Source organism: Acidiphilium acidophilum (genome assembly GCF_033842475.1).
GTDB lineage: Bacteria > Pseudomonadota > Alphaproteobacteria > Acetobacterales > Acetobacteraceae > Acidiphilium > Acidiphilium acidophilum.
The window spans coordinates 150,624-173,278 of the sequence record NZ_JAWXYB010000018.1; the positions used below are offsets into that span (position 1 = coordinate 150,624).

Sequence of the window (22,655 nt, forward strand, 5' to 3'; positions counted from 1 at the left end):
TGGCCCATCACAAAGCTACCGCTCTTGTTTCGGTCAGATGCCACCCGCCAACCGACCGGCAGTATTGCGCTTCATCGCAGTCGTTGCCGTATCCAAGCCCGTTGCCCACAAGCGGACATTAGCGTAGCCAAGCACGAGCGGCATTCCTTCGAGGGCAGCTTGAGTCCGATGAGAGACACTGCCCGAAAGAGCGATGCTCGACAGCGGTGGTAATAGCGGCGAGGCGTTCCCGTTGCCGTACGGGCCCTATGACGAGGCCAAGCACAGAGGCAGCCCGGACTGTCGCCGCCTAGAAGAGAACTCACCGGCCTCCACTAGACTAGAGGTAGAAACAACCTGCTCACCGCATTATTCGAGTATCGAATCCCGCCTTAGCGGCGTCTACCAACTGGAGTTGTACGGAATGTCCGACGAGCGTCGAGCTGTGAACATCAAGCGTGACGATTACGCAGTCCCTGGTCGGGAAGTCCCGGACTTCATCGCGCGCAACCCAAATATCGTCGGGTGCGCCGATATCTTCAACTTGGACTTCGGTACGCCGATCATCCGTGTCGGCATGCTGGCGTCTGTGCTCACTGGCTTGTTCGACGAAGAGCGCCGACCCGCAGTACGTCGATGGGTTGTGATCGCCGATACGATCTCGCCAGCATGATCCCACGGCTCGGATACGCCGTCGTCCACGCCCCGCCACTGCATACAGACTGCTGAAACTGGCGGAGGTTATGGGTAAGCAGGTAGGGCTTTGGTAATTCCGGCCTGCGCCGTTTAGCCGCCGGTGCGTCGGCGGGCCGAGTCCATGATTGCGCGCATCCGCCGGATCGATTCCGCCAGCCCGATGAACACGGCCTCACCCACCAGGAAATGCCCGATATTCAACTCCCGCACCTGCGGAATCGCCGCCACCGGCCCGACATTCCCGAAACTCAGCCCATGTCCGGCATGAACCTCCAGCCCCAGCCCATCCGCCAGCCGCGCCGCCTCGATCAACCGCGCCAGCTCGCCCTCTTTGCCCTCGGCATAGGCCCCGGTATGCAACTCCACCACCGGCGCCCCCAGCGCCACCGCCGCCCGAACCTGCCGCTCATCCGGGTCGATGAACAGCGAAACCCGGATTCCGGCATCCCGCAACCGCGCAATCCGCGGCCCCAGCACCCCGGCCTTTCCCGCCACATCCAGCCCGCCCTCGGTCGTGACCTCCTCGCGCCGCTCCGGCACCAGGCACGACGCATGAGGCCGCAACCGCTCGGCAATCCCCACCATCTCCTCGGTCGCCGCCATCTCCATGTTCAACGGTACCGGCAAACCCCGCGCCCGCTCGATATCCCCATCCCGCACATGGCGCCGGTCCTCGCGCAGATGCAGCGTGATCCCGTCCGCCCCCGCCTCGATCGCAAGATGCGCCGCCCGGATCGGGTCGGGATAATCCGCCCCCCGCGCATTGCGCAGCGTCGCCACGTGATCGAGATTGACCCCCAGCCGCTGACGCATCACGCCCGCCGCCCCGCAATCGCACTTGCCAGCCGCAACGCCGCCATCAGGCTCGTCGGGCGGGCAATCCCCTGGCCCGCAATATCGAACGCGGTGCCGTGGTCGGGTGAAGTCCGAATAATCGGCAGGCCGAGAGTCACGTTCACGCCGGTCTCCATATCGAGGGTCTTGAGCGGGATCAGAGCCTGATCATGATACATGCAAATCGCCGCATCGTAACCCTGCCGCGCCGGTGCCGTGAACATGGTATCCGGCGGCAGCGGCCCGAAGGCCGCAATCCCCTCCGCCCGCAACGCCTCGATCGCGGGAGCAATGATCCGCGTCTCCTCATCGCCCATCGCCCCCGCTTCCCCGGCATGAGGGTTGAGCCCGGCCACCGCCAGCCGCGGCGCGGCAATCCCGAAATCCTGCATCAACGCCGCATGGGTCACCCTCGCCGCCAGCACGATCGCCTCGGTGGTCAAACTCTCCAGCGCCCGCCGCAAGGAAACATGCACCGTCACCGGCACTACCCGCAGGCTCGGCCCCGCCAGCATCATGACCGGATGCGAAACCCCGGTCAGCTCGCCGATGAACTCGGTATGACCCGGATGCGCGAACCCCGCCTGATACAAAACCGATTTCGCAATCGGATTGGTCACCACCGCCCCCGCCGACCCGTCAAAGGCAAATCGCACCGCCCGTTCGATCGAAGCGATCACCGCCCCCGCATTGGCCGGATCGGGCCGCCCCGCCACCGCCGGAATCGCGAGCGCCACCGGCAGCACCGGCAAGCCCCGCCCGAATGCCGCAACCGCCCCCGAAGGATGCTCGATCGCCTCGACCGGCACACCGAACCCGCCGGCCCAGCGCAGATCCGCGATCAGAAAAAACGGCGCGATCACCTGCCCCTGCCGCGCCCCCAGCCACGTGGCTGCCGCAATCTCCCCGCCGATCCCGGCAGGGTCGCCCATGGTCAAGGCGAGCGGCAGACTCATGCCTGGTGCTTCGCCCCCTCGCGTTCCAGCACCACCTGCTGCCGATCCAGCCGGTACGCCTTGGTGAACAGCGCCTCCAGCGCGGTGCGGTCCTTCACCGGATACCACACCCGGTCGAGCGACAGGGTCTGATCCAGATGCAGCGTATGCCCCTTCATCGTCGCGGTCTGCACGAAGCGCCCCGCCGAGGTGGTCACCGTCCCGCTCTCCGGGGTCGCCAGCACCTTGTACCCGTCGGGCAAGGTCAGGCTGGTCATGAAATGCATCGTCCCGATCTCGCGCTTCACCGGATAGCGCTTGCTCGGCGTCGCATTGCTCGCAAGATAATGCCCGACCGTGGTGAAGCCGAATCCCTTGTGAACCCGCAGCACCACGATGTGACCGGCATTGTAATACCCCGGCGCCTGCCACTGATCGGTCACCTTGAACGGCTGCGCCAGATCGTCCGGATGCGGCGCGCTGAACTGCCCCGACCCCACCAGCCCCTCGCCCGAAAGCACCTGCTTGACCACATGCCCGTCATCCGCCTTCGGCAGCTGATCGAGCAGATCGCGCATCATCCAGTCGGTATAGCCGGTGGCATGGATCGTGCCATGCCCGTGCAGCCCCCCCTTCGCCCCGATCGTCTCGACGGTATCCTGCACATACGAAGCCGGGCCCGAGGGCGTGCGCGAAACCGTCGAATGGTCCGAGGCCAGGATCACCGGCTTGTCGACATCCCCGGCCGGCAATTCCCCCGGAGTGGCGAACCCGGAGGTCGGGTCGAGGAACAGATGATATTTCGGCACGTAAACGATCACATGGTCGATGATCCCGAGATTGACCCGATGGGTCAGTTGGTAATCCGCACTCCCGCCATCGATCAGCGCCGGCACCGCATGGATGCCCTTGGCCTTGAGCAACGCGACCAGCAGCGTCTCGGACGCCTTGCAATCGCCATAGCGTCGGGTCAGCGTATGCCCCGCCGAAGCCGGAATCCACCCCGACAATCCCGGCTCGATCCCGACCCAGCGGATCCGCGTGGTGGTCCAGTCATACAGCGCATCCATCGCCGCCCGCCCGGTCTTGGTCCCGGCGATCTCATCGGCGAGTTTCTTCACATCCGGCGTCACCTTGGTCTTGGCCTTGGCCCGCGCCCAATAGGCATCGCCCAGCGCCGGCCAGTCGGGAAACGTCGTGGCCACGAACATCGGCTCGAACTGCCCGGCACTCACCGCATCCCCCGGCACCGCATGATAGGGCGGGTCGATCAGCGTCGCGGTGATCACCTGGGTCTTGCCATCGACCGTGCGGGTCATCCTGTAGCCACCCCGGACCGAGGTGAACAATTTCAGGCTCGCCGGTGCCCGCACCTGCACCTGCTCATGCCCGGTGAGCTGATCCGGCGGCACCGCATCGATCCCCGAAAACTCGTTGGGAAAATAGGGCTGGAACCGATGCATCGTGTAGGTGATGTCGAGCTTGCTGCCCCGCTCGACATGGGGAAACTCGATACTGACGATCTTGGCGTCGCTGAAGGTCGGCGCATCCACCGCCGAGGGCGCGGTCTGGGTGTGCACATCCTTTTTGGTGACGGCATAGACCTTGCCATCCGGCGCGATCGTCTTGGCCGAAACCAGATGGAAATGCTCCATCGCGGTCGCCACCACCTCCTGGATCTGCCCGTCGCTCTGCACCCCGTTCTTGGTCAGCGGCTCGATGATCTTGTGGACCGTGCGGGTATAGGTCCCGTTCGCCGCGAGATCGAACGTGTCGCTGTAGGATACCACCTTGAACGGCGCGCCCGCTCCCGGATTACTGGTGGGGGCCGGTGCGGTGGCGGCGTGGGCCACCCCGGCGGCACAGGCCGCCAGAACCCAGGGTGAAGCGGTGCGGAACAGACGTGAAGATGCCATTATCGACTCCGTGAACGATCAGATGCCAACGATCACATGGGGAGGTGCGAGGTTTTGACTGCCCCCGCAAGGCAAACTTACCGTGATCACCCGGTCCGCCAATCCTCCACCGCGATCCTCTTCATGTCGAACCGCTCGGTCGTGGTCGCGTACCAGCCGCCGCCATGCATCCGGCCGATCAGGTCGAGCTTCGGGGTATCGATATGGCACCGCCCGGCATCCAGCACCGAATCGTCGCGCACATGCATCGCCAGCACCTCGCCGATCACCATGGCCCGGTCCGGCCCGAACTCCATGACCGAATGGAGCCTGCACTCCATCGCGACCGGACTTTCGGCGATTCGTGGCGGGCGGATCTTGGTCGAGGGCAGGGTGGTCAGGCCGGCCTCGGCCAACTCATCCACCTCCGGCCCGAACTCGATGGCGGTGACATTCATCGCCTCGGCGTTCCGCTGCCCGACCAGATTGACCACGAACTCCCCGGTCGCACGGATATTCTCGCCGGTATCCTTCGCATCCCCCGGCTTGCGTGCCCCGATCCCGATGCACAGGATCGGCGGCCCGGCCCCGAACACGTTGAAAAACGAGAACGGCGCGGCATTCAGCCGTCCCGCGGGGTTGATCGTGACCACCCAGGCGATCGGCCGGGGCACCACGGTCGAGGCGAGCAGCTTGTACTGGTCGAGCGGCGGCAGCGATGTGAAATCGAAAAGCATGGACCATCATCGCGTCTCGCGCCCCGCCTGTCCATCGTTCGCGTCAATTAACCCGGCGTTCACCGCGTCCCGCTATGCTGCGCCGATGAGCCAGCTCCTCGCCGCCCCACTCCGACCCGACCCGACCATGGACGCGCTGCGGGCCCAGTCCCTCTTCGAAGCCGGGGATCATCGGGGCGCCATCCGCGCGGCGGATGCCGTGCTGCGCGCCGACCCCGACGATCTCGTCGCCCGCATGACCCGCGCCGCCGCGCTCAATGCGCTCTGCCGGTTCAGCGAAGCGGCGTCCGACCTTGCTGTGGTGGTCGCGGCCCGGCCCGGTCGCGCCGGTCTGCTGATCGGCCTCGGCACCGCCCAGGCCGAAGCGGGCAACGCCCGCGACGCCATCGCCACCCTCACCGCCGCCATCGCCGCCGATCCCGCCAGCGCGGATGCCGCCGCCGCCCTCGGCGCGGTCTGCGCCCGCACCGGCAATACCGCCGCCGCGATCACCGCCTGCCGCTATGCGCTCTCGCTCGATCCGGGGCAGATCGCGGCGCACCAGAACCTTGCCGCCCTTCTGCCGCCCGACGACCCAGCGACCCTGCGGCACCGCGATGCCGCCTATCGCCTTCGCCCGATCATCACCATCCCCGGCCCGCCCGCCGCGCCGACGATTCTGGTTATGACCTGCGCCGCTGCCGCCAATATCCCGCTCGATCATCTGCTGCCCCGCCGCCACGCCACCCAGATCCGCTGGTTCATCGACTATGCGGCACCGAACCAGATCCCCCCGCCTCACGATTTCATCCTCAACGCGATCGGTGATCCCGACCTGATGCCGCCGCTCGCCCCCTCGGTCCGCCACCTGCTCGACACCACCGATCGTCCGGTGCTCAATCACCCGGACCGGATTGGCCTGACCGGTCGCGCCAACCTGCCGGCCCTGCTCGCCGGCATCCCGGACATCGTGGTGCCCCCGGTCAGCCGGGTCGCCCGGAAGGCGGAGGGAGAAGATGGCCACCGGGAGGGAGGGTGGCGACGCGGCCATCGGCTTCCGGTCATCGTCCGCCCGGCGGGATCGCATGGCGGCACGGATCTGGTCCTCGCCGAAACCGAACCCGCCGCCGATCGCGCGATCGGCCGCGCGCCGTATTCCTACGTCACCGACTTCATCGACTACCGCTCGCCCGCCGACTGGTTCTACCGGAAATACCGCGCGATCTTCGTGGATCGCATCGCCTACCCCTACCATCTCGCCATCGCGCCCCATTGGCTGGTCCATTACTGGACCGCCGGGATGGAACACGATGCAGCACGCCGCGCCGAGGAAGCGGCCTTCCTGTCCGATCCCGCCGGTGCGCTCGGGTCGCGCGCCATGGCCTGCCTCGGTGAAATCGCGGCACGGCTCGACCTCGATTACGGCGGGATCGATTTTTCCATCCTGCCGGACGGGCGGCTGCTGGTGTTCGAGGTCAATGCGACCATGCTTGTCCACCCCGAAACCGATCCGCTCTTCGCCTATAAAAATCCTGCGGTCGCCGCGATCCAGTCCGCCGTCGCGCGGATGCTGGACCGGTTCAGGGCGTAAGGTGGGCCGCGATCCGGTCCGCCAGTTGGCCGAGCGCCACGCTCATCGCCTGCGCTTCCCCGGCGGGCGTGGCACCGGATGGCACCCTGATCGTCGCGCGCCCCTGGCCGATGCTGCGATGATGGTGCCGCGACATGATCCGCCACCCGGCATCGAGTTCCACGAGGCCGGAAGCGGGCAGAAACCGCGTCACGTTCACACTCACCATCCGCTCGCCGCCATGGGGCGCAGGATCGCCGGGGCGCAGCACGGTGGTGTCCGGCAGGCGTTGGGCGAGGTTCGCAGCCAGCACCGATTGAGCTTCGCCGCCGAGTGGGGCGACCCAGCGGGCATGATCGGCCACCGCCATGGTCGATGGGCCGGTCGCGCTGGTAAGGTAGAGCCGGTCGATCGCGGCGGGCATCCTCACCCGGGCGATGCCGAGCGGCGGGCTCACTGTCGCGGCGGTCGGGCCGGGTATCGGGGCGAGCGTGAGGTAGGTGGTTTTCGGTGCCGCGCATCCGGCCAGCAGAGCGAGCAGCACGAAACCGGCGGCGGCGTGTTTCATCGATCAGCGTCCCTTGCCGAATATGATCGCATTGGGGTGGCCCGACAAATAATCGGTCAGTTCGCGCAGCGAGCGGGCAGCGCGGGTCAGCTCGTACAGAGCACGCGGCAACGATTCCGATTCCGGTGCGTTGGCCGCCGTGCCCTGCTGCGCGACCAACCCATGGACCGAGCGCAGCGCCGCATCCGCGGCATGCATGCTCTGCCGCAGGCTGGCGAGGAGTTGCGGCAGCTGCGCGCTGGTGGTGCGGGTGATCGCATCGACATGGGTGATCGTGCGGTCCAGCCGCTCCAGCGTCCGCCTCGTGCGTGGCGAACGGCTGACCGCGGCGATCCGGCTGGTCGCGTCATGCACATTCGCCAGAATCTCGCTGACCTGCGCCATGATCGCCTTGACCGAGGTTGCGGTGGTCGAGGGGATTTCCGGCACCGTCCCGGTGCCGAGGGTCGCGGCGGGGGCGTGCTTGACCAGATCGAGCGCGATCGTCTGTGCGCCGATCACCGGCGTGGCACGGTCCATCCGCGCGCGTAGCCCCTGGCCGATCAGCGTGGCGAGCATCGCGTTCATCTGCGGCGCGGGATCGGCGAGGTGCCAGCGATGCGGCGCGGCGAGCGGCAGGTCATGCGGTTCGAGGGCGAGATCGACCCGGGTGACGAGTTTTCCGGCATCGGGGTCGAAGCGCATCGCGACCTTGGTGACCACCCCGGCATCCGCCCCTTCGAGCGTCACCTTTGCGCCGGATTTCAGCCCGTGCGGCCCACCCGCGAGGATCACCCGATACGGCACCGCTTGCGGCCCCGGCGCGGACAGTGCCGCCGCGCGGCCCGAATAGAGGTGATAGATCGTGCCTTTGTCCGGATGACCGCCGCCCGGCGGGGTCTCAACCCCGATGGCACCCGAGACCAGCGCGGGGATCGACTGCAATTCCAGCTTGGGTCCGGAGCCGCCGGTACTCACGCTCACGCCGCCGGCATTCCAGAACCGGCTGCGCGTGGAGACCAGATTTTCATGGGCGCGCTGGATGAAGGCCGAAATGTCGAAGTGCCGCCCGTCCGGCCGCATCGCGACATCGACGACCTGACCGATCTTGAAATGGTTGAAATAGATCCCGGCCCCGCGCGACAGATTGCCGGGGTGCGCCGCGACGATCCGCAGCATCTCGCCCTTCGCCCCGCTATGCAGCACCGGGGCGTGGGTCAGGCCGGTGAAGTGCCGGGCAAGCTTTCCGGCATGGGGTTCGACGCCGATGTAAGGTCCGGCGATGATGGTTTTCAGCGAGGCGAGATTACCGAAACTGACCTTGCGCCCCGCGATCCAGAAGCTGGTGCCGCGACCGAGATGGCCCTTCATGTCTCCCATGAAGCGCATCGTGACCTTCATGGTGTTCAAGGTTTTGGTCAGCCGCACGGCATCCACATGCCCGACCGTGACGCCCCGGTATTTCACCGAGGTCGATCCCGGTTTCAAACCGCCCGAGGTCGGGAAGTCCACGGTCACTTCCGGCCCGCGCTTGGCCACCGCTTCCAGTCCCAGCCAGATCACGATGCCGGCCGCCGCCACCGGCACCGCCCAGATCATGCCGGGCCAGCGGGTGCCGCGAAAACGCGCCTTGGGGGGTTCGGGAGATTTATCAGCCATTTCGCCCCATCATTTATGTCCCTCGTGGGCGGCAATCCAGATATGGCGTGGATCGAGCACCCGGGCCGCCATCATGGTCAGCACCACCACCCCTAGAAAAGCCGGCATCCCGTCCGCCACCTGCACGCTCAGCAGGCCGGGCAGCCGCATCAGCGGCAGGAACACGGCGACGGTATAGACATCGATATGCGACCACCGGCCGGCCCCGACGATGATGCGGTAAAGCTTGCCCTTCAGCCGCAACCGGCTGGTCGAATGCTGGTAGGAGGACAGGATGAGCCAGGAGATGCCGAACAGCTTGAACAGCGGAATCCCGACGCTCGCGATGAAAATCACCAGCGCCAGAGGCCAGAGATGCGCCTGGAGCAGCTGCATGATGCCCGTGATGATCGAATGGGCATGGGCGTTGCCCGCCTCGATATCGACCTCCATCGGGAACAGATAGGCGATCGGGTAGAAGATGAACCCGGCCAGAGTGAAGGCGAAGGCGCGCATCGTGGCATAGGGGCGCTGCCGCCACAGATGCGCGTTGCAGCGCGGGCAGTGGCCGCCTTCATCGGCGAGCGGCGCAATATGATCGCAGGCGCCGCAGGCGACCGAAGGACCGTCCATTTCCGAGGCGTCCGGCCCGATCATCCGCCAGATCGCGCGGCGTTCCAGCGTGGCGCGGGTGATCATGGTCATGAAGGCGGCGGCGAGCACGCACCAGCCGCCCGGCCCGATATGCACCGGCAGGAACGGCGCGACCCGGGAATAGCCGATGACGCAGCCGATCAGGAAGACATCGAGCGTCGCCCATTCATCGAGCCGTTCGGTGATCCGGAACGCGGGGCCGAGCCAGTGCGCCCGCCGCCCGAGGCGCAGCATCAGCAGCACGGCGGTCAGCAGCCCGAACCGCAGGATCGGCACCGCGATGAGTTCCGCCCCGATCACCATCGCCATCAGCGGCCAGCCCTGCGACCAGATGCCCGCGACACCATCCCCCACGGTGCTCTGATTGATGGCCCCGAGGATCGAGACCTGCATCAGCGGCAGCACGATCGCCGGGATCAGCAGCACCATCATGGTGATCGAGCAGGCCAGCGCGGCATCGATGCTGCGGCCGCTGGTCCGTTCCAGCCCGGCATCGCAGCGCCGGCAATGGATCACGCCGCGCCCGGACTGCTCCGGCAGGCGCTGCACCAGCCCGCACCACGAGCACCCGATCACCCCGTGCGGCGGGTCGATGACGGCATCCGGCGTGCCGGTGATCAGCGAGGTCAGGGTCATCGGCAGCGCGCGCTCATGACCCCCAGATAGGAGCCGGGCAGGCGATCCGGCCATCACGTCATCGTGACGGTCTGCTTCAGCGCCGTACCCGGGCGAGTGCGAGGCCGAGTCCTGCGCCCGCGAGCACGCCGCCGCTGAGCCGGTTGGCCCATCGCCCGGACAGGCGCAGCCGCAACCGGTGCGCGGCGAGGCACCAGAGCGAGTCAATCACCAGCGCGATCGCCAGAGCGGTGAGCGCGAGCACCAGCATCTGATGCGCGACGCCGCTGCCGGTGATGAATTGGGGCAGCAGCGCGCCGTAGAACATCAGGGTTTTCGGATTGGTCAGCGAGACCAGGACGGCCCGCCCGAGAATCGCCCGCGGCGTCGATCGTGTCGCGGCGGGAGCGCCGGGCGCCAGCGGCGGCGCGAACCAGGCGCGGATGCCGAGATAGATCAGGTAGGCCGCGCCGATCCAGCGGACCCAGGCAAACCATGCCCCGAGCCCGGCCAGCAGGGTGGACAGGCCGAGGCCGGTGAGGGCGAGTTGCACCGCCATCGCCGCGGTCGTGCCAGCGACGGTAAGCAGGCCGTAGCCGATGCCGTAGCGGATGCTGTTCGCGACGATCAGCCCGACATTGGGACCGGGAAGCAGCATCAGCACTGTCACGGTCGCCACGAAGCCGAAATACAGATGCGGATCGGGCATGAAATCTCCTCATACAGCGGCACGATCCGGTCCGCCGAAACAGCCGGGTCAGGGCTCCGCCGCACTATATTGAGACGGTTCATCCGGCGTGACCATACGGGGATCACCGTAGCGGAACCGGGCAGGACGCGATCACGAAATCCGGAGAAATTCCGCTTGCGTTCCTATTGCAGCCCGCTACTCTATGCGTGGCTGACGCACAAAAACAACATGGATGGGGCTCATGATGATTTCTCGACGACTGGCGCTGCGCACCAGTGCCGCCACTGCCGCCCTTGCCGCCGCCGGGCTCAACGTCGCGTTTGCGGCGGACAAGGTCTACCGGATCGGCATCACCCTGCCACTGACCGGCGCGGATGCCGAAGCGGCGCATCTGATCCTGAACGGGGCGTTGCTCGCGATCAAACTGGCCAATGCCAGCGGCGAACTCAAGGGCATCACGCTGGAGCCCATGGTGTTGAACAACGCGACCGCGACCGCCGGCCAGTACGACCCTGCCCAGGCCGCGACCAATGCGCGCAAGCTGGTGGGCGACAAGAAGGTGCTCGCCAATGTCGGCCCCGAGATGAGCGGATCGGGCAAGGCGATGGCCCCGATTCTGTCGATGGGCATATTGGCGACGATCACGCCGAGTTCCACCGCGCCCGACATCACCAGCGCCCAATATGCCGGCGAGTTCGATCCCGGCGGCAAGCCGATCTACTTCCGGACCGTCACGACCGATGCCTATCAGGGTCCGAACATGGCGAATTTCTACGCCGAGACCCTCAAGACCCCGAGTGTGTACGTTCTCGACGACAGTGGGGCTTACGGCGTCGGGCTCGCCGATGCGTTCGAGGCGCAGGCAAAGAAAAAAGGCATCAAGGTGCTCGGGCGCGACCGGCTCGACCCGAAAGCGGCGGATTATTCGGCGGTGCTGACCAAGATCAAGGCGACCGGCACCTCCTCGCTCTATTACGGCGGGACGATGCAGGCGGCGGTGAAGCTGGTGAAGCAATCCTACCAGATCGTGCCGAAGATCATCAAAGGCGGCGGCGACGGGATTTTGAGTCCCGAAATGATGACCGCCGCCGGGTTTCCCGCCGCCGAGGGCTGGTACGCGACCAACGCCTCGCCGCATGTGGTCGACGATCCAAAACTGGCGAGCTGGGTCGCGCTCTACAGCAAGACCTATAATCTCCAGCCGGACGATTATGCGATCACCTCGTATGATGCCGCTCTGGTGGCGATCGCGGGGATCAAGGCGGTGCAGGCGAGCGGCAAGCCCCTGACCTCCGCCAATGTGCGCGACGCGATCCAGACCGTGCATGTCAACGGGCTGCAGGGGCCGATCTCGTTCGACAAATACGGCGATCTCGAAACCCGGGTGGTCGCGGTGTTCCAGTTCAAGCAGAACAAATCGGCGCCCCTGGCCGATCTGAACAAACAATCGGTCTATATCGGGGTGGCGCCGCAGAGCTAGGCCGGATCATGACCGGGGCTGCGATTTTTTTCCAGCAGATCATCAACGGTGTCAGCCTCGGGGCGGTGTATGCGCTGCTCGCCCTGGGGTTCACCCTGGTGTACGGCATTCTCGAACTGATCAATTTCGCGCATTTCAGCGTGTTCATGGTCGGCGCGTTCATCGCCCTCGTGGTGCTGCAACTGTTCGGGTTGCAGGGCCAGTCGGTGATCCTGCATGGCGCGGCGCTGGTGATCACGCTGCTGGTGGCGCTGGCGATCACCATGGTGCTGTTCGGAGCGCTGGGGGTCGCGATCGAGCGATACACGTTGCGGCCGATGCGCAATGTGAAGGGGCCGATGGCGATGATCACCACCATCGGCGTCTCCTACATCCTGTTCAATCTCGTGCTGCTCGCCACCAACGCGCAGGCGCTGAACTATCCCGACCCGATGCCGGAAGTGGCGTACCATGTCGGCGGCGTGGTGATCCGGCTCAAGGAAATCCTGATCTGGATCGTCGCGGCGGTGCTGATGGTCGGGCTCAACCTGTTCGTCAAACGCACGAAAATCGGCAAGGCGATGCGCGCGGTGGCGCAGGATGCCGAGGCAGCGCGCATGATGGGGGTGGATGTCGACCGGGTGGTGATGATCGCGTTTTTCGCGGGCTCGGCGCTGGCAGGGGCGGCGGGGATGATTTTCGGCCTCTATTACAATTTCACCCAGTACAGCATCGGCTACACCGCCGGGCTGCGCGCCTTCACCGCCGCCGTGCTGGGGGGCATCGGCAACGTGCCGGGGGCGATGCTCGGCGGCATCGTGATCGGGCTGATCGAGACGCTCGGCAGCCAGTATATCGCGGCGCGCTGGGCGGATGTCATCATTTTCTCGATCCTGATCGGCACGCTGGTGTTCCGCCCGGCCGGGCTGCTCGGCATGCTGGCGCCGAACCGCTCATGAAACGCCTCGGGCTCCGGCGGCTGGCCGATCTGCCGCCGCGCGCCCGGCAGGCGCTGTTCGCGGCGTTGCTGATCGTGCTGCTCGCCTTCCCGTTTCTCGATACCGGGCAGGCGAATATCGATATCGCGGCGAATTGCTGCGCCTATGCCGCGCTCGCTCTGGGGCTGAACATCGTGGTCGGGTTCACCGGGCTGCTCGATCTCGGCTATGCCGCGTTCTTCGCGATCGGGGCGTATGCCTACGGCATATTGAACTCCTACCAGCTTCATCCGCCCTGGAGTGCCGCGTGGCAGCAGCTCGCCGCGATCGGGTTCGTGACCAAGCTTGGCGTGGGGGCGGCGGCGACGGTGCATTTCATCGTGCCGTTCTGGGTGATGCTGCCGGTCTCCGCGGTCATCGCCGCCGGGTTCGGTGTCGCGTTCGGTGCGCCGACGCTGCGGCTGAAGGGCGATTACCTTGCCATCGTCACGCTCGGCTTCGGCGAGATCGTGCCGATCGTGGCGCGGAACTGGACCTGGCTGACCAATGGCGCGGAAGGACTCAACGGCGTCGGCCCGCCATCGGTGCTCGGCCACAGTTTCGGCATCGATTCCACACCCTATTATTATGTCGGTCTCGCGCTGGTGCTGTTCCTGCTGTTCGTCAGCCTGCGGCTGAAACCCTCGCGGATCGGACGGGCATGGATGGCGGTGCGCGAGGACGAGATCGCGGCCTCCGCGATGGGAATTCACACCACGCGGCTGAAACTGCTCGCTTTCGCGATGGGGGCGGGGTTCGCGGGCATGACTGGCACATTCTATATCGCGAAACTCCAGACCGCGACGCCGGATATGTTCGATCTGCCGGTGTCGATCATGGTGCTGGTGATGATCGTGCTCGGCGGCCTCGGCAGCGTGTGGGGGGCGATCATCGGCGCGGTGCTGCTGCAATTGCTGCAGGCGTGGTTTCTGCCGGAACTCAGCGTTGTCGTGCAGTCCCTCGGCACTGCGCTGCGCTCGCCGTTTCTATCTAATCTGCAGCTCACCTCGGCCTCGGAACTGATATTCGGGATCATTCTGGTCACCATGATGCTCTACCGGCGGGACGGGCTGGTGCCGGCCACGCGCAACGAGGTGAAACTCTCTTTCGCCCAGCAGGATGCCGCGGTCTCGCGCGGGTCGGCCCCCGCCGTGGCGCGGCTGAGCGCGGCGGCGGCGAAGGCTGCCATTGCCGGACCGCCGGCGGCACTCGCGGTGCGCGACCTCACGGTGCGGTTCGGCGGGCTGGTCGCGCTCAAATCGGTCTCGCTCGATGTTCCGGCGGGCGGGGTGGTCGCGGTGATCGGGCCGAACGGGTCGGGTAAATCGACCCTGTTCAACAGCATTACCGGGCTGGTTACGCCGTCGGGCGGGTCGGTCGAATTTGCCGGTCAGGAACTGCTCGGCCGGCGGCCCGACCAGATTTTGCGATATGGCGTCGCCCGCACCTTCCAGAACATCCGCCTGTTTCCCAACCTCACGGTGATGGAAAACGTGCTGATCGGCCAGCACAGCCACCTCGCCGCCGGGCCGGCGAGCATCGTGCTCGGCCTGCCGCATGTCCGTGCCGAGGAGCGCGAGGCCCGCGAATTCGTGCTCGAACTGCTCGGCCTGTTCGGCAACCGGCTGATCCCGCGGATCGATCAGGGGGTGGCGCAATTGTCCTACGCCAACCGCCGCCGGGTCGAGATTGCTCGGGCGCTCGCCGCCCGCCCGCGTCTGCTGATGCTCGATGAGCCGACCGCCGGAATGAACCCGGCAGAGAGTCTCGAACTCGCCGAACAGATCGCGGGATTTCGCAAACTCGGCCTGACCGTGCTGCTGGTGGAGCACAAGCTCGATGTGGTGACCCGCCTTGCCGATAATGTGGTGGTGCTCGATTACGGCGAGAAACTCGCCGAAGGGCCCGCCGATGAGGTGCGGCGCAACGAGGCGGTGATCGAAGCGTATATCGGGCGGGGCACGGTCCATGCGTGACGAGACCCCGCTGCTCGAATTCGACGCGGTGCACACGCATTACGGCGATCTGCACGTGCTCAAGGGTGTGGATTACACGATGGGCCGCAACGATATCATCGTGCTGCTCGGCGGCAACGCCTCGGGCAAATCGACCACGATGAAAACGATCATGGGCACGGTGACGCCGACCTCGGGCACGGTGCGGTTTCGCGGCGAGGTGATCAACCGGCTCAGCACGGCCGAGCGGGTGAAGCGCGGCATCGCCCCGGTGCTCGAAGCGCGGCGGCTGTTTCCGCGCATGACCGTGTTCGAGAATCTGGAAATGGGTGCCTATACCCGCAAACGCGATGCGAGCTTCAACGACGATCTCGAACGGGTGTATGAGTTGTTCCCCCGGGTAAAGGAACGCCGGACCCAGCTTGCCGGCACGCTTTCGGGCGGCGAGCAGCAGATGGTCGCGATCGGCCGGGCGTTGATGGCCCGCCCGGTGCTGATCTGCATGGATGAACCCTCGATGGGCCTGTCGCCGCGCTTCGTCGAAATCGTGTTCGGCATCATCCAGACGATCAACCGCCAGGGCGTCGCCATTTTCATGGTCGAGCAGAACGCCAATATGGCGCTGCAGATCGCCACGCGGGGTTATGTTTTGCAAACCGGGCAGGTCGTGCTCGCCGGACCGGCAGCGGAACTCGCGGCGAACCCGGCGATCCGCGAGGCCTATCTCGGCGAATTGCAGGTCGAGGCCTGAGCCGGAGAGATTAACCGCTTTTACATTGCAGAGCACGTCGCGCATCGCCACCTGAGAAGGATGAGCGCATCCGGTCACCCTGTCGGTCTGTTCGATCCCGGAGTCGACCGGTCGTGACCCGGCGGGGCCGGATCAGTCTGATCGCTACGGCGGTGCCGGTCGTCATCATCGCGCTGCTCGTAATTTTCTGGAACTGGGACTGGTTCATCCCCATCGTGGACTCCCGAGCCTCCGCCTCGCTCGGACACAAGGTGACGATCAAACACCTTCATGTGTCGCTCGGGCGGGTCACGACCGTCCGGGCCGATGATGTCGTGGTGGCCAACCCTGCCCATTTCCCGAAAGCGGCGCCGCTGGCATCGATCCACCGGCTGACCGTCAGCCTCAACATCATCGACTACATCTTTCACGGTCGCACCGTGATCCCCGCGATCGACCTCGACGGGCCGGTGATCGACGCGGTGGCGACGCCGCAGAAACAGACGAATTACGCATTCAAACCGACCAGGCCCGCCGCCAAACCCGCGCCGCCGCCCCAGATCGGGGCACTGACCATCGAGGATGGCAAGGTCCATTTCGTCGATCCGGCGCTCAAGGCCGATGTTCATCTCGCGGTGCATACCGAGGCGGCCACCGGCATCGTCGCCGCGCAGCACCAGCCGAGCCAGATCGCGGCGACCGCCAAAGGCACCTACAATCACCAGCCGATCACCGGCACACTCACCGCCGGGGCGCTGCTCAATCTGCGCAACACCACCGCGCCCTATCCGGTCGATCTCGCGCTGGCCAACGGCGCCACCCATGTCACCCTGGTCGGCACGGTGCAGAACCCGCTGCATTTCGCCGGGGCCAATCTGCGCCTGACCCTCGCCGGGGCCAGCATGGCCGATCTTTACGCCCTCACCGGAATTCCGATCCCCGCGACGCCGCAATACCGGATCAGCGGCAACCTCGCCTACGCGAAAGGCGATATCGACTTCACCGATTTCCATGGCGTGGTTGGCGACAGCGACCTCGAAGGCAACATCCGCGAAAATCCCGGCGCGGTGCTGAGCGATGGCAAGGCGAAACCGGTCGTCCATATGGATCTCACCTCGCACCACGTCGATCTCAACGATCTCGGCGGCTTCATTGCGACCAAACCGGGTGGGACGCATGAGCCGGGGATCAGCCCGGCCCAGCGCGCCGCAGTGGCGAAATCGGAGGCGACCCACGCCAATCTGCTGCCCGACAAGCCGTTCAACCTGCCCAAGCTCAACGCCGCCAATATCTATCTGCACTACAAAGCCGATAGCATCGTCGGCAAATCGATGCCGTTCGACACGCTCACCGCCAACCTGACCATCGTGAACGGCGCGATCAACCTGCATCCGGTCAGCTTCGGGATCGGCACCGGCCGGGTCTCGGGCGATATCGCCCTGACGCCGCAACCGGACAAGCTGATCCACGCGGTCGCCACGATCGATGCGGATAACGTGAACATCTCCAAACTGATGAACGCGACCCACGTGTTCAAAGGCGGCGGGTTGCTGCAAGGCAAGGCGAGCCTGAACGCCACCGGCAATTCCATCGCGAGCTGGGCCGGCAACGGCACGGGCGGGCTCGCGCTTTATATGACGGGCGGCAATCTGAGCGACATTCTGGTCTCGCTTTCGGGGCTCGAATTCGGCAATGCCCTCGTCGCCGCCCTCGGCCTGCCGCGCCAGACCGACGTGCATTGCTTCGTCGGCGACTTCGCGCTCAATCAGGGGCTCTTTTCGACCCGGACGCTGCTGCTCGATACCGGCAGCTCGCTGGTTCGCGGCGGCGGCACCGTCAATCTCAAGACCGAGGCGATCAATTACCGCATCGATTCCAAGCCGAAGCATTTCAGCATCGGTTCGCTCCCCGCGCCGATCAATATCGGCGGGACCATGAAAAAGCCGAGCATCGGCCCGGCGAAGGGACCTCTTATCGAGCGCGGTGCCGCCGTCGTGGCGCTCGGCATCGTCGCGGCCCCCCTCGCGCTGATCCCGACCATCCAGTTCGGCGCGAAAGACCCGCACGTCTGCCAGGCGCTGGTCTCGGAGGCGGAAACTCAGTCGCGCGACGGCCGACCCGGACAGGCCCCGCTCGGAACCACGCCCAAGGCGGCACGCGCGCTGAAAGTGCCCGGCGCAAAGCCTGCGGCCAAACCACATGCGCCCACCCTGACCACCCGCCAACTCAACCAGCAGCAACTCCAGCGGAGTCACTGACCCCCCTGTTGTCACGCTTCGTTCACTGATATGTCATCCCGAGGTCATCAAGCCGCGCTAAGCGGCGTGCTTCGTCACAAGGGGATCTCACCATGAAACGCCGCGTCCTGCTCGCCGCCGCACCCGCCACCATGCTGGCCGCCCGCGCCACCACCGCCTCCGCCGGCGCACCGCAAACCCCGATCCCGCTCTGGCACGCCATGGCCGGCGCATTGGGCGACGATCTGCAGGCGCTGGTCGAATCCTTCAACATCAGCCAGGCGAAATATCTGGTCCAGCCGGTCTACAAAGGCACCTACCCGCAAGTGCTGACCGCGACCATCGCGGCGTGGCGGGCGGGCAAAGCCCCGGCCATCGCCCAGGTGTTCGATGTCGGCACCGCCGACATGCTCGCCGCCGGGCGCGCGGTGGTCGATGTGTACGAACTCGCCAAAACCACCGGCGTCGATATCAACCCCGCCGATTACATCCCCGCGGTGCGCGGCTATTACAGCCTGAACGACGGCAAAATGGGCGCGGCACCGTTCAATTCCTCGACCGCGACGATGTGGATCAACGAGGATGTGTTCGAAAAAGCCGGGCTCGACCCCAAAACCACCCCGCTCGCCACGTGGGACGACGTGATCAAGGCGGCCCGCGCGATCAAGGCGAAAGGCGCCGCACCGATCCCGGTGATGACCTCGTGGCCGACCTGGGTACACTTCGAGCAGTTCGCCGCGATCCACAACGTCGAATACGCCACCCTCAACGATGGCTTCGGCGGCCCGAAACCCACCCTCAAGCTCGACACCGCCCCGTTCGAGAAAAACCTCGGTACCCTGCTCGCCATGCAGAAGGAAGGCCTGTTCAAATACGAAGGCCGCGATGGTGCGCCCAGCCCGATCTTCTACTCCGGCAAAGCCGGCATCACCTTCGATTCATCCTCGATCTACGGCCAGCTGAAAAAATCGGCCACGTTCAAATTCAACGATACCTACCTGCCCTACCACCCCTCGATCATTAAATCCCCGATCAACTCGATCATCGGCGGCGCCGCCTTCTGGGCCATGACCGCGCCGGGACGCACCACATCCGACTATACCGGCGTCGCCGAGTTCTTCCGCTACATCAGCCGCCCGAGAAACGATGCCGGATGGGCCAAAGCCACCGGCTACGTCGCTGTCACCACCGCCGGTAACGAACGGATCGAAAAACAAGGCTTCTACGCCGCCAACCCCGGCACCGATATCGCAGTCAAACAACTCACCCGCAGCCAGCCGACCAAATACTCGCGGGGCATCCGCCTCGGCGGCATGCCGGAAATCCGCGTGATCATCGAAGAAGAATGGGAACGCGCCATCGCCAACAATACCCCGGCCAAAACCGCACTCGCCCGCGCCCAACACCGCAGCCAGGCCGTGATCGACCGCTTCGCCCGCTCGATCCACGGCTGATGCACCGGGTTGCGGGTCGGGACGGCCAGCAGGTCAGGGGGCGCTGCCCCCTGAACCCCCGCCAAAGGCGGAGCCTTTGGAATCCACTAGTTTTAGGGGGAGGAGGGCGATGTCCTGGACTCTCGACGGATCTGGCCTGGACCGCCCTCCTCCCCCTAAAACTCAAGGGTTCTAAGGGCCGCGCCCTTAGCGGGGTCCAGGGGCAGAGCCCCTGGCCTGCTGGCCTTCCTGACCGAAGCGCCGGAGCATAAGCGGCGATGGAGCGGCGGACGTTGTTTGGGGGGTGGGTGTTGCCGGCGGTGTTGGTGGCGCCGCAGTTGGCGATCACCGTGTTGTTTTTTCTGTTGCCGGCGTGGCGGGCATTTGCCGAGAGTGTGCGGGCGACCGATGCGTTCGGGTTGAACACGAGTTTTGTCGGGCTGGCGAATTTCATCGAGTTGTTTCAGTCGGAGACGTATCGGGAGGCGTTGCTGCGGACCGGGGTATTTTGTGTTGCGGTGACGGTGCTGGCGATGGGGGGTGGTCTGGTATTGGCGGCGTTTGCCAACCGGGCGATCCGGGGGGCGCGGATTTACCGGATTTTGTTGATCTGGCCGTATGCGATTGCGCCGGCGATTGCCTCGGTGATTTTCGTGTTTCTGATGCAGCCGCAGATTGGCATGGTGACCAATGTGCTGGCGCGGTTCGGGCTTGATTTCAATTATGCCACTCATGCCGATCAGGCGTTTCTGCTGGTGGTTCTGATCGCGGCGTGGAAGCAGGTGAGTTATAATTTCATCTTCTATCTGGCGGGGCTGCAATCGGTGCCGCGTTCGGTGATCGAGGCGGCAACTCTGGATGGCGCGCGGGGGTTTTACCGGTTTCGCACCATGATCTGGCCGTTGCTGGCGCCGACGACGTTTTTTCTGATCATCGTGAATGTGGTGTATGCGGCGTTCGACACGTTTGCCCTGATTTTCGCATTGACCGCGGGCGGGCCGGGAACGGCGACCGAGACTTTGGTGGTCAAGGTGTATCGCGACGGGATTCTGAACCTCGACATTGGCGGGTCGGCCGCGCAGTCGGTGATTTTGATGGCGATCATCATTGCGCTGACATCGGTGCAGTTTCGGTTCACCGGGAAGCGCGCGGCATGAACCGCAGGCCGGATTATCTGGCGCATATCGTGCTGTTGATCGGCGTTGCGATTTTCGTCTTTCCGTTATGGGTGACGTTCGCGGGGGCGACGCAGTCGGCGGGGGCGATCAACCGGGGCGATATTTCGCTGGTGCCGCATCTAGCCGGCCTGGGGATTTTTTTCAGCGCGCTCGGCTTCGGCAATGCGGCGAAGGGCGGGGTTGCGGTCTGGCACATGCTGATGGTCAGTTTCGGGATGGCGATGGTGATTGCGATCGGCAAGATCGTGATTTCGGCCCTGTCGGCGTTTGCGATTGCATTCTTCCGGTTTCCGTTCCGGATGGTGGCGTTCTGGCTGATTTTCATCACGCTGATGCTGCCGGTCGAGGTGCGGATCATTCCGACCTATTCGGTGATGTCGGATTTTCATCTGATCAACACGTTCACCGGGCTGACCATGCCGTTGATCGCTTCGGCGACCGCGACATTGCTGTTCCGGCAGGTGTTTCTGGCGATACCGGATGAGCTGGTCGAGGCGGCGAAGCTGGATGGCGCGGGGCCGATGCGGTTCTTTTTCGATATCCTGCTGCCGGTTTCGGCGCCGAATCTGGCGGCGCTGTTCGTCATTCTGTTCGTCTATGGCTGGAACCAGTATTTGTGGCCGTTGCTGGTGGCGACCAATGGCCGGCTCGATCCGATCGTGCTCGGCATCGTGCAGATGATCACGACCGATCAGCTGCCGCAATGGAATCTGGTGATGGCAACCACGATTCTCGCGATCATTCCGCCGGTGGTGGTGGTGGTGGCGATGCAGCGCTGGTTCGTCGGCGGGCTGACCGAGGTGGATAAGTAATGGCGACGCTTCAGCTTGAGGGGCTGGCCAAATCCTTCGGAAAATCCACGGTCCTGCATGGGATCGACCTGATGTTGGCCGATGGCGAGATGCTGGTGATCGTGGGCGCTTCGGGCTGCGGTAAATCGACCTTGCTGCGGCTGGTCGCAGGGCTGGAGGTGCCGAGTGCGGGGCGGATTCTGCTCGATGGGCGGGATATCACCGATGTCGAACCGGCGCGGCGCGACATTGCAATGGTGTTTCAGAATTACGCGCTCTATCCGCATATGAGCGTGTTCGACAACATGGCCTATGGGTTGAAGCTCAAGGGCGTCGATCGCGCCACGATCAGGACCAAGATCGAGACGGCGGCGGCCACGCTGGGGCTCACAGGTCTTTTGACCCGCAAGCCGCGCGAATTATCCGGCGGGCAGCGCCAGCGCGTTGCGATGGGGCGGGCGATCGTGCGCGAGCCGAAGCTGTTCCTGTTCGATGAACCGCTCTCGAACCTCGATGCGAAATTGCGGGTGCAGGTGCGGGCAGATATCCGCAAGCTGCAGAAATCCCTCGGCATCACCAGCCTGTATGTGACCCATGACCAGATCGAGGCGATGACCTTGGCGGATCGGCTGATCGTGATGCACGAAGGTCGTGCCGCGCAGATCGCGACGCCGATCGAGGTGTTCGACCGGCCGGCGACGACTTATGTCGCGAGTTTCATCGGCGAGCCGGCGATGAATTTCTGTGCCGCCACTCTGGCGCAGGGCGGCACGGCGGCGGTGCTGGCGGCGGGTCCGACGCTCGTGTTCGCCGATGGGCGGCGGGATCTGCCGGATGGCAGCAAGCTGATCATCGGCATCCGCCCCCAGCATGTCACGATCGGCACCGGCCCGCAGAGCACGATGCTGGCGATCGATCTGGTCGAGCCGCTTGGCTCGGAGACTCTGCTCCATGGCACGACGCCGGATGGCAGCGTGTTTCTCGTCCGGGTGGCCAGCCCGGCAACCGGCGAGGCGGTGGTGCCGGTGGTTCTGCCGCCGTCGCATCTGCATGTGTTCGACCCGGTAACGACGCATCGGATCGATCCCACAATTTCGTGAAGCCGAAAACCGCGTTTTGAGCCTG

The 22,655-nt window shown here is 65.2% G+C and carries 19 protein-coding genes; 11 read left to right on the plus strand and 8 right to left on the minus strand.

Going from position 1 to position 22,655, the window contains the following annotated elements; all coding sequences use genetic code 11:
* Window positions 1-403 precede the first annotated feature (403 nt).
* The gene (locus tag SIL87_RS03365; RefSeq protein WP_319612803.1) at window positions 404-652 is read left to right on the plus strand and encodes a hypothetical protein; all 249 of its coding nucleotides are present in this window, start codon (window positions 404-406) and stop codon (window positions 650-652) included.
* 113 nt (window positions 653-765) lie between these two features.
* Here the strand turns inward: SIL87_RS03365 and SIL87_RS03370 are convergent, their stop codons facing one another.
* The 4 genes from SIL87_RS03370 to SIL87_RS03385 all read right to left on the minus strand — a co-directional run bounded on the left by SIL87_RS03370 (window position 766) and on the right by SIL87_RS03385 (window position 5,076).
* On the minus strand, window positions 766-1,488 hold the full coding sequence (locus SIL87_RS03370) for a pyridoxine 5'-phosphate synthase (RefSeq protein WP_319612804.1): 723 nt from the start codon (window positions 1,486-1,488) through the stop codon (window positions 766-768).
* Complete coding sequence (pdxA, locus tag SIL87_RS03375) at window positions 1,488-2,465, minus strand: 4-hydroxythreonine-4-phosphate dehydrogenase PdxA (RefSeq protein WP_319612805.1); 978 nt, start codon at window positions 2,463-2,465, stop codon at window positions 1,488-1,490. Before pdxA ends, SIL87_RS03370 begins: the two co-directional genes overlap by 1 nt.
* Window positions 2,462-4,360 carry a DUF3857 domain-containing transglutaminase family protein gene (locus SIL87_RS03380; RefSeq protein WP_319612806.1) on the minus strand — a complete coding sequence of 633 codons (1,899 nt, stop codon included), beginning with the start codon at window positions 4,358-4,360 and terminating at the stop codon, window positions 2,462-2,464. Before SIL87_RS03380 ends, pdxA begins: the two co-directional genes overlap by 4 nt.
* 86 nt (window positions 4,361-4,446) lie before the next feature.
* Window positions 4,447-5,076, minus strand: a complete 630-nt coding sequence (locus SIL87_RS03385) for a flavin reductase family protein (RefSeq protein WP_319612807.1) — start codon at window positions 5,074-5,076, stop codon at window positions 4,447-4,449.
* Between SIL87_RS03385 and SIL87_RS03390 the strand changes: the two genes are divergently transcribed.
* Entirely contained in the window at window positions 5,075-6,646 is a 1,572-nt protein-coding gene (locus SIL87_RS03390) for an ATP-grasp domain-containing protein (protein WP_319612808.1), read from the plus strand. The two genes, SIL87_RS03385 and SIL87_RS03390, sit on opposite strands and share 2 nt — an antisense overlap.
* On the opposite strand, the gene SIL87_RS03395 is transcribed toward SIL87_RS03390, so the two are convergent.
* The 4 genes from SIL87_RS03395 to SIL87_RS03410 form a co-directional block, all read right to left on the minus strand.
* Entirely contained in the window at window positions 6,636-7,193 is a 558-nt protein-coding gene (locus tag SIL87_RS03395; protein WP_319612809.1) for a PqiC family protein, read from the minus strand. The two genes, SIL87_RS03390 and SIL87_RS03395, sit on opposite strands and share 11 nt — an antisense overlap.
* A 3-nt stretch (window positions 7,194-7,196) precedes the next feature.
* Entirely contained in the window at window positions 7,197-8,831 is a 1,635-nt protein-coding gene (locus SIL87_RS03400) for a PqiB family protein (RefSeq protein WP_319612810.1), read from the minus strand.
* Window positions 8,832-8,840: 9 nt separating this feature from the next.
* Window positions 8,841-10,100 (minus strand): paraquat-inducible protein A, encoded by a 1,260-nt coding sequence (locus SIL87_RS03405; RefSeq protein ID WP_319612811.1) that lies wholly within the window; start codon window positions 10,098-10,100, stop codon window positions 8,841-8,843.
* 76 nt (window positions 10,101-10,176) lie between these two features.
* Window positions 10,177-10,788, minus strand: a complete 612-nt coding sequence (locus tag SIL87_RS03410) for a LysE family translocator (protein ID WP_319612812.1) — start codon at window positions 10,786-10,788, stop codon at window positions 10,177-10,179.
* 223 nt (window positions 10,789-11,011) lie between these two features.
* Here SIL87_RS03410 and SIL87_RS03415 point away from each other — a divergent pair, with 223 nt between their 5' ends.
* From SIL87_RS03415 to SIL87_RS03455, 9 genes are all read left to right on the plus strand, one after another.
* Window positions 11,012-12,250 carry a branched-chain amino acid ABC transporter substrate-binding protein gene (locus SIL87_RS03415; protein WP_319612813.1) on the plus strand — a complete coding sequence of 413 codons (1,239 nt, stop codon included), beginning with the start codon at window positions 11,012-11,014 and terminating at the stop codon, window positions 12,248-12,250.
* A gap of 8 nt (window positions 12,251-12,258) precedes the next feature.
* Window positions 12,259-13,188: a branched-chain amino acid ABC transporter permease gene (locus SIL87_RS03420; RefSeq protein ID WP_319612814.1), complete on the plus strand. Its 930-nt coding sequence runs from the start codon at window positions 12,259-12,261 to the stop codon at window positions 13,186-13,188.
* Window positions 13,185-15,182, plus strand: a complete 1,998-nt coding sequence (locus SIL87_RS03425) for a branched-chain amino acid ABC transporter ATP-binding protein/permease (RefSeq protein WP_319612815.1) — start codon at window positions 13,185-13,187, stop codon at window positions 15,180-15,182. The genes SIL87_RS03420 and SIL87_RS03425 overlap by 4 nt, the downstream gene beginning before the upstream one ends.
* Window positions 15,175-15,912 (plus strand): ABC transporter ATP-binding protein, encoded by a 738-nt coding sequence (locus SIL87_RS03430; protein ID WP_319612816.1) that lies wholly within the window; start codon window positions 15,175-15,177, stop codon window positions 15,910-15,912. The genes SIL87_RS03425 and SIL87_RS03430 overlap by 8 nt, the downstream gene beginning before the upstream one ends.
* A gap of 113 nt (window positions 15,913-16,025) precedes the next feature.
* Window positions 16,026-18,149, plus strand: a complete 2,124-nt coding sequence (locus SIL87_RS03435) for an AsmA family protein (protein ID WP_319612817.1) — start codon at window positions 16,026-16,028, stop codon at window positions 18,147-18,149.
* Between the two features lie 92 nt (window positions 18,150-18,241).
* On the plus strand, window positions 18,242-19,582 hold the full coding sequence (locus SIL87_RS03440) for an extracellular solute-binding protein (protein WP_319612818.1): 1,341 nt from the start codon (window positions 18,242-18,244) through the stop codon (window positions 19,580-19,582).
* Window positions 19,583-19,839: 257 nt separating this feature from the next.
* A complete protein-coding gene (locus SIL87_RS03445; protein WP_319612819.1) occupies window positions 19,840-20,718 on the plus strand; it encodes an ABC transporter permease subunit in 879 nt (292 codons plus the stop codon).
* Window positions 20,715-21,551, plus strand: coding sequence for a sn-glycerol-3-phosphate ABC transporter permease UgpE (gene ugpE, locus SIL87_RS03450; protein ID WP_319612820.1), 837 nt, complete (start codon window positions 20,715-20,717; stop codon window positions 21,549-21,551). The genes SIL87_RS03445 and ugpE overlap by 4 nt, the downstream gene beginning before the upstream one ends.
* Entirely contained in the window at window positions 21,551-22,630 is a 1,080-nt protein-coding gene (locus SIL87_RS03455) for an ABC transporter ATP-binding protein (RefSeq protein WP_319612821.1), read from the plus strand. Before ugpE ends, SIL87_RS03455 begins: the two co-directional genes overlap by 1 nt.
* Window positions 22,631-22,655 lie beyond the last annotated feature (25 nt).